The sequence below is a fragment of the Paraburkholderia unamae genome (assembly GCF_003268775.1).
Lineage (GTDB): Bacteria > Pseudomonadota > Gammaproteobacteria > Burkholderiales > Burkholderiaceae > Paraburkholderia > Paraburkholderia unamae.
In genome coordinates this window covers 482,049-496,450 of the sequence record NZ_QLSU01000002.1, presented here as the reverse complement: position 1 = coordinate 496,450, position 14,402 = coordinate 482,049, and the positions used below count along the sequence as shown (strand labels likewise).

Here is a 14,402-nt window from a genome sequence, read left to right as displayed (position 1 = left end):
AGCGCGCCCGTGTCACGCCCCACACCCGCCTCGCCGCCTTCGCCTTGCATCAACGTGTGCCGCATGCACGAGCGCAGCGGCCTGTGCGAAGGCTGCCTGCGCACGATCGACGAGATCGCGTCGTGGTCCGGCTTCGACGACGACGCGAAGCGCGCCGTGTGGGACGCGATCGAGGCGCGCCATGCCGAATGGCTCGCGCAGCGGTTCGACACGCCGGCCCCGCAGCAAGGAGAAAAATATTGAATGCACCCGCCCGCGTCGTGACGATCGGCGAGACGTTCCGCTCGACGCTCGCCCTCACGCCCGAGTCGGTGAAGTCGTTCTCGCTGCTCGTGAACGACCTGAACCCGTTGCACCATGACGAAGCCTACGCGGCGCAAAGCCGCTTCGGCGGCCTGATCGCTTCGGGCACGCAGCCTACCGCCCATTTTATGGCGCTGCTCGCCACGCATTTCTCGCAGTACGCGCAACCGCTCGGCCTCGAATTCGACATGAAGCTCAAGCGCGCCGCGCACGCGAGCGACACGCTCACGTTCGAATGGCGCGTGGAGGAAGCATGGTGGAAGCCGAGCCTGAACGGCGATCTCGTGAAGCTCGCGGGCGAAGCCGTGAACCAGGACGGCGCGACGCTCGTGGTGGGGCGCGCGACGATTCTCGTCATGCCGAAGGCCGCACCCGCCACGCGGCACGAGCCAGCATGAGCGCGGCGCCGGCACTGCCTGATTCGATCCGCGTATTCGAGCGCGGCTGGCTTTCGTCGAACAATGTGCTGCTCGTCGATGACGCGCGCACCGCGCTCGTCGATACCGGCTACGCCACGCACGCCGGGCAAACGCTCGCGCTCGTGCAACACGCGTTAGGCAATCGAGCGCTCGATCTGATCGTCAACACCCATCTGCACTCGGACCATTGCGGCGGCAACGCGCGCTTGCAGGCGCACTGGCCCTGCGCCACGCTCATTCCGGCCGCGAGTGCGCCGATCGTGCGCGAGTGGGACGAGGCGCGCCTGAGCTTTCTCGCGACCGGGCAGACCTGCGAGCGCTTCGGCTTCACCGGCGCGCTCGTGGCGGGCGAGCGGCTCGCGCTCGGCGGCTTCGACTGGGAGGTGATCGGCGCGCCTGGGCACGACCCCGACTCCGTGATGCTCTACGCGGCCGGGCCGCGCCTGCTGATCAGCGCCGACGCGCTATGGGAACACGGCTTCGGCGTGATTTTTCCGGAACTCGACGGTGAGAGCGGCTTCGCGGAGCAGCAAGCGGTGCTCGAAGCCATTGCGAAACTCGACGTGCAGACGGTGATTCCCGGCCACGGCAAGCCGTTCTCGAATATCGACGAGGCGCTCGCGCGCGCGTTCTCGCGCCTCGACTGGCTGCGCGCCGAACCCGCGCGCAACGCGAAGAACGCGCTCAAGGTGCTGATCGTCTTCAAGCTGCTCGAAGTGCGCAGCATGACGTTCGACGCGCTCGTGGCGATGCTCGAAAGCGCCTCGTCCATGCGCGCCGCCGCGCAGCAACTCGCGCCGCGCGCCGCGTGGCCCGCGTTGCTGCGCGATCTGGCGGGGGAGCTGGCGAAAAGCGGCGCGCTCGTCGTGAACGGCGAGCGGCTCGAAGCGCCCGCGGCCGCGTTTAAGCGTTTCGCCTTCCGAACGGCCCAGCAGCCGTCCGGTCGCTTCGGGCGAAAAAAAACGCTCGTCCGTTTTCCGGACGAGCGTTGGAATTAGCTCTGACGTGATCAAACTGTCGAAGGCATCATACTCGCGCCAGAATACGCGAAGCATCGGTGATTTCCCTACAGATGACCAACGGCCGCAGGCCCGCTCCACGAGCCATGCCGCCGCGCACATGATTCATCTGGAATGCGAATCAAATGCGCGCGGTGTGGCGTCAAACGTCGGGTCAATAGCCCAGCTTCAGGCGCACCAGCTCGAATAGATGCGAGCACAAATAAAGCCCCAGCCCGATCGCGCCGCCAATCACGGTGCCGTTCACGCGAATCTCCTGCAAGTCCTTGCCAATCTTCAGTTCGATGAGCCGCGCGGTTTCACGCGTGTCCCAGTTCTTCACGGTGTCGCGAATATGGTGCGTGAGATAGCGCGCGAAATCGGGCGCCATCGCACGCGCGGCATCTTCCAGATGGCCGTTGAGCGAGGCGCGCAGCTCGACGTCGGCGGCCAGCGTCTCGCCCAGCCAGCGGCCCGTCGCGGCCACCTTTGCGTGCAGCGCCGAATCCTTGCGATCCAGATCCTCGCGCAGCCAGGTGCGCAGGCTGTCCCACAGTTCGCGCGTGTAGTCGTTGAGCGCACTGCCCTCGCGCAAGCTCGCCTTCAACTCCTCGCCCTTGCGCAGAAACGCCGGATCGCTCTTGAGCTGCACGATCAGCTTTTCCACGACCTCGTCGAACTTCTGGCGCAAATGGTGCTCGCGATCCTCGCCCACCTGTAGCAACAGCCGGTTCACGGCGCTTTCCAGCACGCGCGCGCCGCTCTCGCCTATCCACTCCGAGGGCAGAAACTTCTCGGTCTTCGGAAACTCGCCTTTGAGGCCGTCCACAATGCGCGCCGCGACGAACCCGCGCGTGCCCTCGTCGCGCAGCAGCGCGCCAAGCTGGTCGAGCATCTGGTCGAGCAATTCCTGATGGCGGCCGTCCTTCGTGAGCGTGTCGAGTATCGCGCCGGCCGACTTCGAAAGATCGACGCGCGCGAGCGCCGCGTGCAGTCCGTCGCGGATGAAGTTCTGGATGCGCGCGTCGTCGGTGAGGCCGAGCAGGCCCGACATCATGCGCGCGACGTAGTCGCCCAGACGTTGCGCGTTGTCCGGCGCGGTGAGCCACGCGGAAAGGCGCTCGACCGGATCGTGGCGGCGGATCAGGCCGACGAGCGAGCCCACGTCGAGAAACTTCTCGCGCACGAAGGTGGCGAGTTCGTCGGCAATGCGGTCCTTGTTGCGCGGAATCACGCCCGTACGCGCCGAGACGAACGGAATCGGCACGCGGCGGAACAGCGCGACCACGGCGAACCAGTCGGCGAGCGCGCCGACCATCGCGGCTTCGCTCACGGCCTTGATGCCGTCGATCACCACGCCCGGCGGGGAAAGCGCCGTGCCGACGAACACGAGCGCCGCGCCCAGCAGCAGGAAGAGCGCGCGGCGCTTGGCGCGCGCCAGTTCGATTTCGTCGTGGTTGGCGGGGGCGCCGTGGGTAGAGGTCATGCGCAGGAAAACGTCGGGGGTTCGAACCGCGACATTATGCGGCCGGTGCCGCCGCCCTTGCATGGCAAAGCGCCGCACGGGGCGCGCCCGCGCGGCCCGTGCTCTCGTTGCGCCTTACGCCGAACGCGCGTCGCGCCGCTGCGGCACGATCCGCCAGCCGAGGTTCACGCCCGCCGCCGCAAGCAGGATGAGCGCGGCGCCCGCCACCTGGATCCAGGCGAGGCGCTGGCCGAACGCGAACCAGTCCACGAGTATCGCGACCACGGGATAGATGAACGAAAGCGCGCCCGTCATCGCGGTGGGCAGCTTCTGGATCGCGCCGTACAGCAGCACGTACATGATGCCGGTGTGCACGATGCCGAGCGTGACGAGCTGCGCCCAGTGCAGCGGCGTGGCGGGCAGCGTGCCGTAGTGGATGAACGGCGCGAGCGCGAGCGCGCCGAAGGCGAGCTGCACGAGTGCAAGGAGATGCGGCGGCGTGCCCTTGAGATGGCGCGTGATGATCGACGAAACGGCGTAGAGGAAGGCCGCGCCCGCCGCGCAGGCCACGCCTTGCAGGTACTGGCCGGGCACCGCGAGCACGGCGGGCTGCACCTCGACCACGCACACGAGGCCGACGAAGGCCACGGCGAGCCACGCGACGGTCGAGGCGCTCACACGCTCGCGCAGCACGAGCGCGCCGAGGCCGACGAGCATGAACGGCTGCGTGTTGTAGACGGCCGTGGCCATCGAGATCGACGCGCGCGAATAGGCGGCGAACAGCAGCACCCAGTTCGCGACGATGGCGGCGCCCCCGAGCACGGCGAGCGCGAGCGTGCGCGGCGGCAGCAGCTTGCGGCGCAGGAAACCCAGCGCGGCGCACACGAGCGTGAGCGTCAAGCCGCCCAGCACGCAGCGCAGGAAAGCGATGTTGATCGGGGCCTGCCGCGAGGCGACCACGAGCCAGCCGATGGTGCCGGACATCAGCATCGCGACGATCATCTCGGCCGCGCCGCGGCGAATTTCAGGGGTGGTGGAAGACATGGGCTTGCATCCTCGTTCTGGCGGGCGACGGGCGCGCGGCCCTTCGCATCTGCAAGCCAGTTTATCGGCGTGCGGACGAGGAATATATGGCTAAACTTAGGAGAAGTGCGAAACTCGCCTTCGATTGAAAGGCCAACCCGGCGGAGCACCCGCGAAATCATGAACCGACGCCCCAACCCCGCCTTTTCCGCCGCCGCGGCCACGCTCGACGAGATCGACCGCATGCTGCTCGCCGCGCTCGCCGAAGATGCGCGCGCGAGCGTCGCCGTGCTTGCGAAGCACGTCGGGCTTTCTGCGCCGAGCACGTCCGAGCGGCTGCGCCGGCTCGAAGCGCAGGGGGTGATCGGCGGCTATACGGTGCAGATCGATCCGCGCGCGCTCGGCTACACCTTGCAGGCCATCGTGCGCGTGAAGCCGCTGCCCGGCCAGTTGCATCTGGTGGAAGACGTGCTGCGGCGCATTCCCGAGTTCGTCGAGTGCGACAAGGTCACCGGCGACGACTGCTTCATCGCCCGGCTTTATCTGCATTCGATCGAACAACTCGACGAGATCCTCGCGAAAGTCACCGAGCGCGCGGAGACCAGCACCGCCATCGTCAAGTCCACGCCGGTGCCGCGCCGGTTGCCGCCGCTCGGGTAAAGCGGCGGCGGGCGCGCTAGTGCCTGGCTAGTGCGCGCTCATGGCTCCGTCGTCTCGAAGAACGCCAGCATTTCCTCGACGAGCGCGTCGCTCGCTTCTTCGGGAATGTAATGCCCGCACGGAAGCGAGCGCCCACTCACGTCGCGCGCCACCTTGCGCCATTCGGCGAGCGGGTCGAAGCAGCGCTCGATCACGCCCTCCTGCCCCCACAGCACGCGCAACGGGCACGCCACCTTGTTGCCGCGTTCGAGGTCGGCGCGGTCGTGGTCCAGGTCGATGGTCGCGGAGGCGCGGTAGTCCTCGCACATCGCGCGCACCGCGCCCGGCTGGCGCAGCGCCGCGCGGTAGGCGCCGAGCGCCTTGGGCGCGAAGGGCGCGAGACCCGCGTGGCGGCTGCCCATCACCCGTTCGATATAGACATCGGGATTCGCTTCGATGAGCGTTTCCGGTAGCGGCTCGGGCTGGATCAGGAAGAACCAGTGGAAGTAGAGCGTGGCGAACTCGCGGTCCGTCTGCTCGTACATGGCGAGCGTGGGCGCGATGTCGAGCAGCATCAGCCGCTCGACGGCGTGCGCGTGATCGAGCGCCATGCGGTGCGCGACGCGCGCGCCGCGATCGTGCGCGCACACGAGAAAGCGCTCGTGGCCGAAGTGGCGCATGACCTCCACCTGGTCGGCCGCCATCGCGCGCTTGGAGTAGGCGGCGTGCGTGGCGTCGCTGGCCGGCTTCGATGAGGCGCCATAGCCGCGCAAGTCGGTCGCGATGACGGTGAAATGCTCTGCCAGCGCGGGGGCGCAGCGGTGCCAGATCATGTGGGTCTGCGGATGGCCGTGCAGCAGCAGCAGCGGCGGTCCTTCGCCGCCCTTCACGCCGCAGATGTCAACGTCGCTCCCGGTACGAACGGTGAAAGGCTGGAATCCGTCGAAGGGCATGGGGAAGTCTCTTTTGTTTGTTGGTCTGCGGTCATTGTATGGGGCGAGTGCGACTCGAAAACACGCTTTCGCGTGCGTAACGGTAGAAACCGAACACTCCCTCGAATGCCGCACGACCGGTGCCCGGATCACCCCGAGCCTATAATCGAACGGTCGTTTTCGCAGTCCGTTCACGACTCGATTCCGCCGGCCGCTGCGTTCGGTCAAGACAGCCTTATCCTCATCGAAACCGGCGCCGCGTTCCTGCCCGCCCGGCCATTCGCCCGCGCCACAAGGAGACCTCCGACATGGCCTTGCCCGCCGTTCTGCAAAACCTCTCGCTGCCCGTCGTGGGCTCGCCGATGTTCATCGTCAGTTATCCGGAGCTCGTGCTCGCGCAGTGCAAGGCGGGCATCGTCGGCTCGTTCCCGGCGCTCAACGCGCGCCCCGCCGAACTGCTGGGCGAATGGCTCACGCAGATCAAGGCCGAGCTCGCCACGCACAAGGCCGCCCATCCCGACGCCGTGATCGGGCCGATCGCCGTGAACCAGATCGTGCACCAGTCGAACGCGCGGCTCGAGCACGACGTGCGCGTGTGCATCGAGCATCACGTGCCGATCTTCATCACGAGCCTGCGCGCGCCGCCGAAGGAGTTGCTCGACGCCGTGCACAGCTACGGCGGCATCGTGCTGCACGACGTCATCAACCTGCGCCACGCGGGCAAGGCGCTCGAAGCGGGCGTGGACGGGCTGATTCTCGTGGCGGCCGGCGCGGGCGGCCATGCGGGCACGACCTCGCCGTTCGCGCTGGTGGGTGAAGTGCGGCGCATGTTCGACGGCCCGATCGTGCTCTCGGGCGCGATCGCCAACGGCGGCTCGATCCTCGCGGCGCAGGCCATGGGCGCGGACCTCGCCTACATGGGCACGCGCTTCATCGCGACGAAAGAAGCGCACGCCGCCGACGCCTACAAGCACGCGATTCTCGACGCCAAGGCCGCCGACATCGTCTACACGAACCTGTTCACGGGCGTGCACGGCAACTACATCCGCGAGAGCATCGTGAACGCCGGGCTCGATCCCGATGCGCTGCCCGAGTCGGACAAGTCGAAGATGGACTTCGGCGCGGGCACCTCCAAGGCCAAGGCCTGGAAAGACGTGTGGGGCGCGGGCCAGGGCGTGGGCCTGATGGACGACGTGCCCACCGTGGCCGAGCTCGTGGCGCGTCTGAAGCGCGAGTACGACGAGACCAGGGCGCGGCTCGGCGCGGGGCGCTGAAGCGCCCCGGCTAGAAGCCTTGGCGTTCTATGCCGCGTTGCGCGGTTCCACGCCGCGCAACGCGGCGTCGACATTGGCGGCCGCCGCGCGGATCGCCTCGACGCCGGGCCAAAGGTCGCGCTCCGAAAAACGCGCGGCGAGGAAATCGACGAACGAGCGCACCTTCGCCGAGAGATGGCGGCGGCTCGCGTACACGGCGTAGATCGGCAGCTCGCGCGGCGGCAGCGCGTCGACAAGCAGCGGCACGAGGCGGCCCTCGGCGATATCGTCGCCCACCACCTCGGTGCCGAGCATCGAGAGGCCGCCGCCTTGCAGCACGACCACGCGCAGCGCCTCCAGATGATTGACGATGAGGTTGCCGCCGGGCTTGGGCTTCACGCCGCCGGCCCCTTCGGTGAACGGCGCAAGCTCCTGCGCCGAAGCTCCCGCGTACTGCACGAAGTTGTGCCGGGCGAGATCGGCGACGGTCTTCGGCACACCGTGGCGGCGCAGGTACTCGGGCGAGGCGCACAACACGATGTGCGCGGTGGCGAGCGGCCGCGCGATCAACGAAGACGACTTCAGGCCCGAGGGCGCCGCGCGGATCGCCACGTCGAAACCCTCGTCGATCAGCTCGACCACGCGGTCGGAGAGCGTGATGTCGACGGTGACTTGCGGAAATCCGGCGGCATAGTCGGCGACCGCGCCCATCACGTGACGCAGCCCGAACGCCGTGAGCGACGACACGCGCAGCCGCCCCTGCGGCACGACGCTCGCCGCGCCCACGGCCTGGCCAGCCTCGTCGAGTTCGGTGAGCGCCTGGGCCACGCGCTCGTAATACTCGCGCCCCGCCTCGGTGGGCGCGACGCGGCGCGTGGTGCGGTTCAAGAGGCGCGCGCCGAGTTGCTGCTCCAGATGCATGACGTGCTTGCTCGCCATGGCCGCGGACATGTTCATGCGCTCGGCCGCCGCGACGAAGCTGCCCGCCTCCACCACCTGGCGGAACACTTTCATGCTGACGAGGGTATCCATCGCGCGGCCTTCACCTTCAGTTCGAACGCAAATAAAGAGGAATCAATCGGCAGTATTGTGCTCGCTTTATCAAATGCCGGTATTGAAACGCACAGGCGCCGGGCGCGGCAGAAAGCAAAAACCCCGCGCTGCTCGCAGCGCGGGGTTTTTCCGTTGAACGCCGGCTTTGACGGCCGCGACGCTCAGAACTTCGCGCGCAGGCCCACGCCGTAGGTCTGGCCGCTCGACATGTTGTCGAAGTGGTCGTACATGTAGGCCGCGTAGACGTCGGTGCGCTTCGAAAGCGGATAGTCGTAGCCGATGGCCGCCGTCTGGCGCGTCTGGTTCAGGCCGCCGCCGTCGCGCGAGTACGCGTACGAGGCCATCACCGTGCCCGGACCGACCGGCGCCGTCACGCCGCCTTGGGCCGTGTTGACGTGCCAGCTGCCCACGTCCTGCCAGTTCGCCGTGTACATGTACTGGCCGAAGAACTTCACGTACTTGAGGTCGTACGAGAGGCCGACCTGCGCCACGCCCTGGCTCTTCAGGCCGACGATGGTCGTGTCGCCGCTCACGATGCTGCCGATGTCGCCCGGCGTGTTGTTGAAGTTCACGTACTGATAAACGGCCGTGGCCGCGAACGGGCCGTGGAAGTACAGGCCCTGCACGCTCCACTTCTTCGAGCCGTTCTGGCCCGCCTGGTTGCCGAACGCGTACATCGCCGAGCCCGAGAGGCCGTTGAAGTTGGGCGTCGAATACTGCACGGCGTTGTTCCAGCCCGAGTCGCCCACCACGCCCTGGTCGGTCGTGTAGGTGGGGAACGTCGAGAGGCCGAGGTACACGTGGTACACCATCGGCGAGAAGGTGTACGAATCGATGAACGGGTTGAAGAGAATCGTCGAGACGAAGAGTTGCGTCGTGAGGCGGCCCGCCGTGACCGTGCCATACGGCGATTCGACGCCGACGTACGCATTGCGCGCGAAGAACGTGTCGCCGGTGAAGCGGCCGTACTGGCCGTTTTGCGCGCGGAAGAAGCTTTCCAGGGTGAAGATCGCCTTGTAGCCGCCGCCCAGATCCTCAGAACCCTTCATACCCCAGTACGACGTGGACATGCCGCCGCCGCCCACGTTCCAGGCCGTCTGGCTGCCCGGAAATTTCGTCGCCCCGACCCATTCGTCGACCTGGCCATAGAGTTGGACGCTCGACTGCGCGAACGCCGACGACGACGCGGCGGCAAGGACGGCGGCGAGCGCGCTCGCCTTCAGGGTGGTGCGCAGCGCGTGGCTGACCGTGGTCTTCATGGGTTCTCCTGTCTTTGTCAAAAAAAGGTGTGACTGGCGGCGAAGGTGCTCGCGCAAAGCTTTGTTTTTTCGTGATTCGCAGGCGTGGCCGTTCTGGGCGGATCCATCTTTGCGGACCATTTTTGTGGTCAAAAATATACGGTGTTATTGCCGGTATATCGGGCGGATTAGTTTGCCGCCTCTGAAGCCTGTTTCGAGGTTGCCGATAGCGGTTTGCGCTGCGTTGCACCACGCCGGACCGCTGCCTGCCGGGCCGCGCCCAGCGGGGCGCTGGTGCGGCTCGCGGACCGCGAATGGCGCGCCGCCGTTACAAAAGCGAGATTTTTTGACGAAAGGGTTCTGTATGACGAGAGGTTTCCAAAAAAGTGTGGTATCCACGCGTCAGTTTTCGGGCGACGGACGTGCCGGGAGGATGTTGAAGGCGTGCAAACGACGCTAACGGGCGAAGGCCGGAAGCGAAATCAGGCGGAGGAGGCGGGGAAAAAGCGGGAAAAACGGGAGGACAAAACGGAGGCCGGGAGCGCGACGGCGTCCGCAAGCCAATAGTGCGAAGGATCAGGACCGGCCAAGGAAGGACGGATGGAGGGACGAATGAAGCGGAAAGCCGAGCTCAGTTCCGGTACGGCGAAGGCATGGGCGGGCGCGGAACCTCGCCGCCGTTGCGCTGCAAAGGCCGGAATGCGCCGCGCTCCTCGTTGTAGCGGGCGACGTCTTCGCGAATCGAGCCCGCCCGCACCGGCGAGTCGGCCGGCGGGTGCGGCACCTGGCGCGTTTCCGCGCTGACCGGCGTGATGGGATTGCCGCGATAACCGCCGCCGTAGCCGCCGAAAGGCGTGCCGTACGCGTATTCGCGGCGGGGCGCCTGCGGCTGGACCTGCCCTTGCCACTGGTTCGGCGCGCGCTCGCCGCGCTCGTGCCGGCCACCCTGGTCCGCCACGCGCACGGGCGCGGCGCCATAGCCGCCACGATAGCCAGCGCCGGAGCGACCGGGTGCCCCCTGGCCGCCGTACATGGCGTTGCGGTAGCCGCCGCCCCACGACATGCCGGGATTGCCGCCGCGCGGCGCGGGCGCGGAGTGCATGGCGGGCATGGAAGGCATGTGGGCAAAGCCGCCACCCCCGCCGTGCCCCGCGAATCCGGGCTGAGCATGGGCGAACGCAAAGAAGGCCGCCAATCCGGCCCCCAAGACCCATCGTCCCAGTTTTGACAACCCTGCGTGCATTGTGAAGTTTCACCTGCCCGACGTTTCCGTTTGGAACCGCTGGAACCCGCCATTCGGGCCATGGCGGGCCAGTCCCGGGACTCACTTCACGCAGTACACGACCACAATACGTAACGCTTGCCGCCGCAACGATTCGTGCGTCCCTTTGACGGTAATTTATGGGCGTGCCGAATGGGTGTCGAGCCAAAAGATGTTATGCCGCCCGAAGGGTTGTAACACCATGTTACTGCACGGTTTTCTGGATCCAGGAAGGGGTCCGGAAGGCCGCCTGGCAAGGCGTTGCGGGCAGCACCTGGCGAGGGCGTGCTGGATGCCAGGCGTCGTCTTATCGTCTAAAGAATGGCGGGACTCCTGATGATTTTTGAGATGCAGGAACGCTTGTCGCGGAGTCATGAGGGAGCCGCACGAGCGGCGCATTGATACCGTCAATCCATGCACATCAATCATTAATCGATGCTTCAAATGAATTTGCTTTTTCAATCGGCTTGCGCCGACAATAGAGACCCTGAATCCACCGTTGCGCGCGCATCGATTCGCGCGCGGCCCGGCGCCTTGGCGCGCACTTGAGATTGTCCGATGGCACGTCCGAAATTCCTGCCCGATAACTTCACCCTCTGCCTCGTCGGCACGGTGATTCTTGCGAGCCTGTTCCCGGTGCACGGCCAGGCCGCCACCGGCTTCAACTGGCTCACCAACGTGGCCGTCGGCCTGTTGTTCTTCCTGCACGGCGCCAAGCTTTCGCGCGAGGCGATCATCGCGGGCGCGACTCACTGGCGCCTGCATATCGTCGTGCTGGCGAGCACCTTCATCCTCTTCCCGGTGCTCGGGCTCGTGCTCAAGCCGGTGCTTTCGCCGCTCGTCACCCCGGCGCTCTACGCGGGCGTGCTGTTCCTCTGCACGCTGCCCTCCACGGTGCAGTCGTCCATCGCCTTCACGTCGATCGCGCGCGGCAACGTGCCCGCCGCCGTGTGCAGCGCCTCCGCTTCGAGCCTGATCGGCATTTTCGTCACGCCCGCGCTCGTGAGCCTTATCGTCACGAACCAGGGCGCGAGCGGCGGCTCGGCCTGGCACACCGTGTGGAACATCGTGCTGCAACTGCTCGTGCCGTTCGTGGCGGGCCAGTTGCTGCGCCCCGTGATCGGCCGCTGGATCGAGCGCAACAAGGGCGTGCTCAAGTTCGTCGATCAGGGCTCGATCCTGCTCGTGGTGTTCGGCGCGTTTTCCGAGGCGGTGAACGAAGGGCTCTGGCATCACATCCCGCTCACGGCGCTCGGCGGCCTGCTCGTCGTGAACGCCGTGCTGCTCGCGCTCGCGCTCGGCATCACGATCTTCACGAGCAAGAAGCTCGGCTTCTCGCGCGCCGACCAGATCACCATCATTTTCTGCGGCTCGAAAAAGAGCCTCGCGGCCGGCGTGCCGATGGCAAAGGTGATCTTCGCCGCGAACGCCGTGGGCGCGGTGGTGCTGCCGCTCATGCTGTTCCACCAGATCCAGCTGATGGTGTGCGCGGCGCTCGCCCAGCGCTGGGGCGCACGCGACATGAGCGCCGAACGCGGCGCGAACGCCGGCGACGAGTCGCGCGCCGGCTCGAACGAGCGCGCCGCCACGGCCGCGCGCCGCTGAGCGGCTCCGGGTTCCCGTACCCGGTTTCCCCTGTATTCCTGACGGGGCGGCGAGCCATCGCCGCCCCGCTTCACGGCAAATTGCGGCAAATCGCGCCCGATTCCGCATCGGCTTGTCCGCCGCCGCGCCTCTCCTTGCGCCCCCTGCCCGTCCCTTCCAGACGGCGCGTCTGACGCACTGTCACCAAAATTTCATTCAATTCATCCGATGATATGCCGTTAAGTTCAACGTCTTCGCCCGTTCTGGCTTGTCCATGTCTGCTCGCGCGCCACTCCATCACGCCACGACCGGCGTCGGGGCACTGATCGCCCAGCGCCAGTTGCGCGCCGTCTTCCAGCCCATCGTCGATTTCGAGGACGGCGCGATTCTCGGTTATGAGGGCCTGATTCGCGGGCCGGCCGGCTCGCCGCTCGAAACGCCCGCCGCGCTGTTTGCGCGCGCCGGCGAGGAGCGCTGCACGGCATCGCTCGAACGCGCGGCGGCCCGCACCTGCATCGAGACGTTCGCCGGGCTCGACTGCCCCGGCAAGCTGTTCCTCAATTTCAGCGCCGACGCGCTGCGCCAGCTCACCGCCGCGAGCGACTCGGCGCTCGCGCTCTTCGACGGCCCGATCGACCCCACGCGCTTCGTGATCGAGCTCACCGAGCAGAGCGCCATCGACGACCTGCGCAACCTCGCCCCCGTGGTCGATGCCCTGCGCCATGCGGGCGCGCAGTTCGCGCTCGACGACTACGGCACCGCCAACGCGAGCCTGAACCTCTGGGTGCAGTTGCAGCCCGACGTGGTGAAGATCGACCGCTTCTTTATCCACGAGATCGCCAACGACGCGCTCAAGTTCGAAGCCGTGCGCGCCATGCAGCATTTCGCGCAGGCAAGCGGTGCGCGGCTCGTAGCCGAAGGCATCGAGAACGCCGCCGACCTGATCGTGCTGCGCGACATGGGCATTGCCTGCGGCCAGGGCTTCTTCTTCGGCCGGCCCGCCGTGGAGCCGCTGCGCACCCTTGCACGCGAGGCGCGCGAGGCGATCCGCGCGGACCATATCGCCGTGTTCCCCGAAGCCACGCGCAGCGCCGCCACGCAGCCCGCGGGCGGCGGCTCGCCCGCCGGGAAGATGCTGGTGCGCGCGCCCGCGCTGCCGCGCCACGCGACCAACAACGACGTGCTCGATCTCTTCAACGGCCTGCCCGACCTGCATGCGGTGGCCGTGGTGGAAGGCGAAACGCCGGTGGCGCTCATCAACCGGCGCGCGTTCATGGACCGCTATGCGCTGCCGTATCACCGCGAGCTGTTCGGCAAGAAGGCCTGCCTGCAATTCGCCAACGCGCAGCCCGTGCTGATCGAGCAGTCGATGACCGTCGAGCAGATGGCCACGCTTCTCGCGAGCGACGACCAGCGCTATCTCGCCGACGGCTTCGTCATCACCGACAGCGGCCGCTACGCCGGTCTCGGCACCGGCGAGAGCCTCGTGCGCGCGGTGACGGAGGTGCGCATCCAGGCCGCGCGCTACGCGAATCCGCTCACCTTCCTGCCGGGCAACATCCCGATCAGCTCGCACATCGAGCGCCTGCTCTCGCACGACGCGGGCTTTCATGCGTGCTATGTCGACCTGAACCAGTTCAAGCCATTCAACGACCAGTACGGCTATTGGCAGGGCGACGAGGTGCTGAAGTTCGCGGCGACGGTGCTCGCCGACGCCTGCGATCCCACGCGCGACTTCCTCGGCCACGTGGGCGGCGACGACTTCCTGATCCTGTTCCAGAGCGAGACGTGGCGCGAGCGCGCGCGCCAGGCGATCGAAGCGTTCAACGAAGGCGCGCAGCGCTTCTACGCGCCGGGCGACCGGCTCGCGGGCGGGATTCATGGCGAGGACCGGCACGGCAACCCCACCTTCTTTTCCTTCGTGACGATGGCGATCGGCTGCGTGCACATCGCGCCGGGCCAGGGCGCGCAGCACAGCAGCGACGCGATCGCCTCGCTTGCGGCCATCGCCAAGCGCCGCGCGAAGAAAGAAGCGACGGGGCTCGTCGTCATCGACGGCAGCACGAGCGCCGCGCTCCTCCCCACGCTCGGCGCGAAGCCCGGCGAAGCCGGGGAAACAGGCGAGATCGCGAGCGCCTGACACCCTGCCGCCTTTCCCGCGACCGCCCCAAACAGAACGGGCCGGCCGCGCGGCTCCCGCCGCGCGCCGGCCCGTTGCGCTTTCACCGCGCCTT

13 protein-coding genes are annotated in these 14,402 nt (G+C 67.2%); 7 read left to right on the top strand and 6 right to left on the bottom strand.

The genetic code is table 11. The features are described from left to right. The first annotated feature begins 63 nt into the window (after positions 1–63). The 3 genes from C7401_RS04900 to C7401_RS04890 are packed head-to-tail and all read left to right on the top strand — an operon-like array spanning position 64 to position 1,720. Positions 64–243, top strand: a complete 180-nt coding sequence (locus tag C7401_RS04900; protein WP_244314732.1) for a DUF1289 domain-containing protein — start codon at positions 64–66, stop codon at positions 241–243. Further along, positions 240–701: a MaoC family dehydratase gene (locus C7401_RS04895; protein ID WP_112170207.1), complete on the top strand. Its 462-nt coding sequence runs from the start codon at positions 240–242 to the stop codon at positions 699–701. Before C7401_RS04900 ends, C7401_RS04895 begins: the two co-directional genes overlap by 4 nt. Further along, entirely contained in the window at positions 698–1,720 is a 1,023-nt protein-coding gene (locus C7401_RS04890; protein WP_112170206.1) for an MBL fold metallo-hydrolase, read from the top strand. Before C7401_RS04895 ends, C7401_RS04890 begins: the two co-directional genes overlap by 4 nt. 175 nt (positions 1,721–1,895) lie before the next feature. Here the strand turns inward: C7401_RS04890 and C7401_RS04885 are convergent, their stop codons facing one another. Both C7401_RS04885 and C7401_RS04880 read right to left on the bottom strand, forming a co-directional pair. Further along, positions 1,896–3,206, bottom strand: a complete 1,311-nt coding sequence (locus C7401_RS04885) for a DUF445 domain-containing protein (protein WP_112170205.1) — start codon at positions 3,204–3,206, stop codon at positions 1,896–1,898. A 114-nt stretch (positions 3,207–3,320) separates the two neighbouring features. Next, positions 3,321–4,229, bottom strand: coding sequence for a DMT family transporter (locus C7401_RS04880; protein ID WP_112170204.1), 909 nt, complete (start codon positions 4,227–4,229; stop codon positions 3,321–3,323). A 159-nt stretch (positions 4,230–4,388) separates the two neighbouring features. Between C7401_RS04880 and C7401_RS04875 the strand changes: the two genes are divergently transcribed. Further along, the gene (locus tag C7401_RS04875) at positions 4,389–4,868 is read left to right on the top strand and encodes an Lrp/AsnC family transcriptional regulator (protein ID WP_112170203.1); all 480 of its coding nucleotides are present in this window, start codon (positions 4,389–4,391) and stop codon (positions 4,866–4,868) included. Positions 4,869–4,906: 38 nt separating this feature from the next. On the opposite strand, the gene C7401_RS04870 is transcribed toward C7401_RS04875, so the two are convergent. Then, entirely contained in the window at positions 4,907–5,800 is an 894-nt protein-coding gene (locus C7401_RS04870; protein WP_112170202.1) for an alpha/beta fold hydrolase, read from the bottom strand. Positions 5,801–6,087: 287 nt separating this feature from the next. Between C7401_RS04870 and C7401_RS04865 the strand changes: the two genes are divergently transcribed. Continuing rightward, positions 6,088–7,053, top strand: a complete 966-nt coding sequence (locus C7401_RS04865; RefSeq protein ID WP_112170201.1) for an NAD(P)H-dependent flavin oxidoreductase — start codon at positions 6,088–6,090, stop codon at positions 7,051–7,053. 27 nt (positions 7,054–7,080) lie between these two features. Here C7401_RS04865 and C7401_RS04860 read toward each other — a convergent pair whose 3' ends face one another. The 3 genes from C7401_RS04860 to C7401_RS04850 form a co-directional block, all read right to left on the bottom strand. Next, positions 7,081–8,064: a LysR family transcriptional regulator gene (locus C7401_RS04860; protein ID WP_112170200.1), complete on the bottom strand. Its 984-nt coding sequence runs from the start codon at positions 8,062–8,064 to the stop codon at positions 7,081–7,083. A 182-nt stretch (positions 8,065–8,246) separates the two neighbouring features. Beyond that, positions 8,247–9,344, bottom strand: a complete 1,098-nt coding sequence (locus C7401_RS04855; protein ID WP_112170199.1) for a porin — start codon at positions 9,342–9,344, stop codon at positions 8,247–8,249. Positions 9,345–9,954: 610 nt separating this feature from the next. Then, a complete protein-coding gene (locus tag C7401_RS04850; protein ID WP_244314719.1) occupies positions 9,955–10,443 on the bottom strand; it encodes a hypothetical protein in 489 nt (162 codons plus the stop codon). A gap of 699 nt (positions 10,444–11,142) precedes the next feature. Between C7401_RS04850 and C7401_RS04845 the strand changes: the two genes are divergently transcribed. After that, positions 11,143–12,189: a bile acid:sodium symporter family protein gene (locus C7401_RS04845; protein WP_112170197.1), complete on the top strand. Its 1,047-nt coding sequence runs from the start codon at positions 11,143–11,145 to the stop codon at positions 12,187–12,189. Between the two features lie 253 nt (positions 12,190–12,442). Continuing rightward, positions 12,443–14,308, top strand: coding sequence for an EAL domain-containing protein (locus C7401_RS04840; RefSeq protein WP_112170196.1), 1,866 nt, complete (start codon positions 12,443–12,445; stop codon positions 14,306–14,308). Positions 14,309–14,402 lie beyond the last annotated feature (94 nt).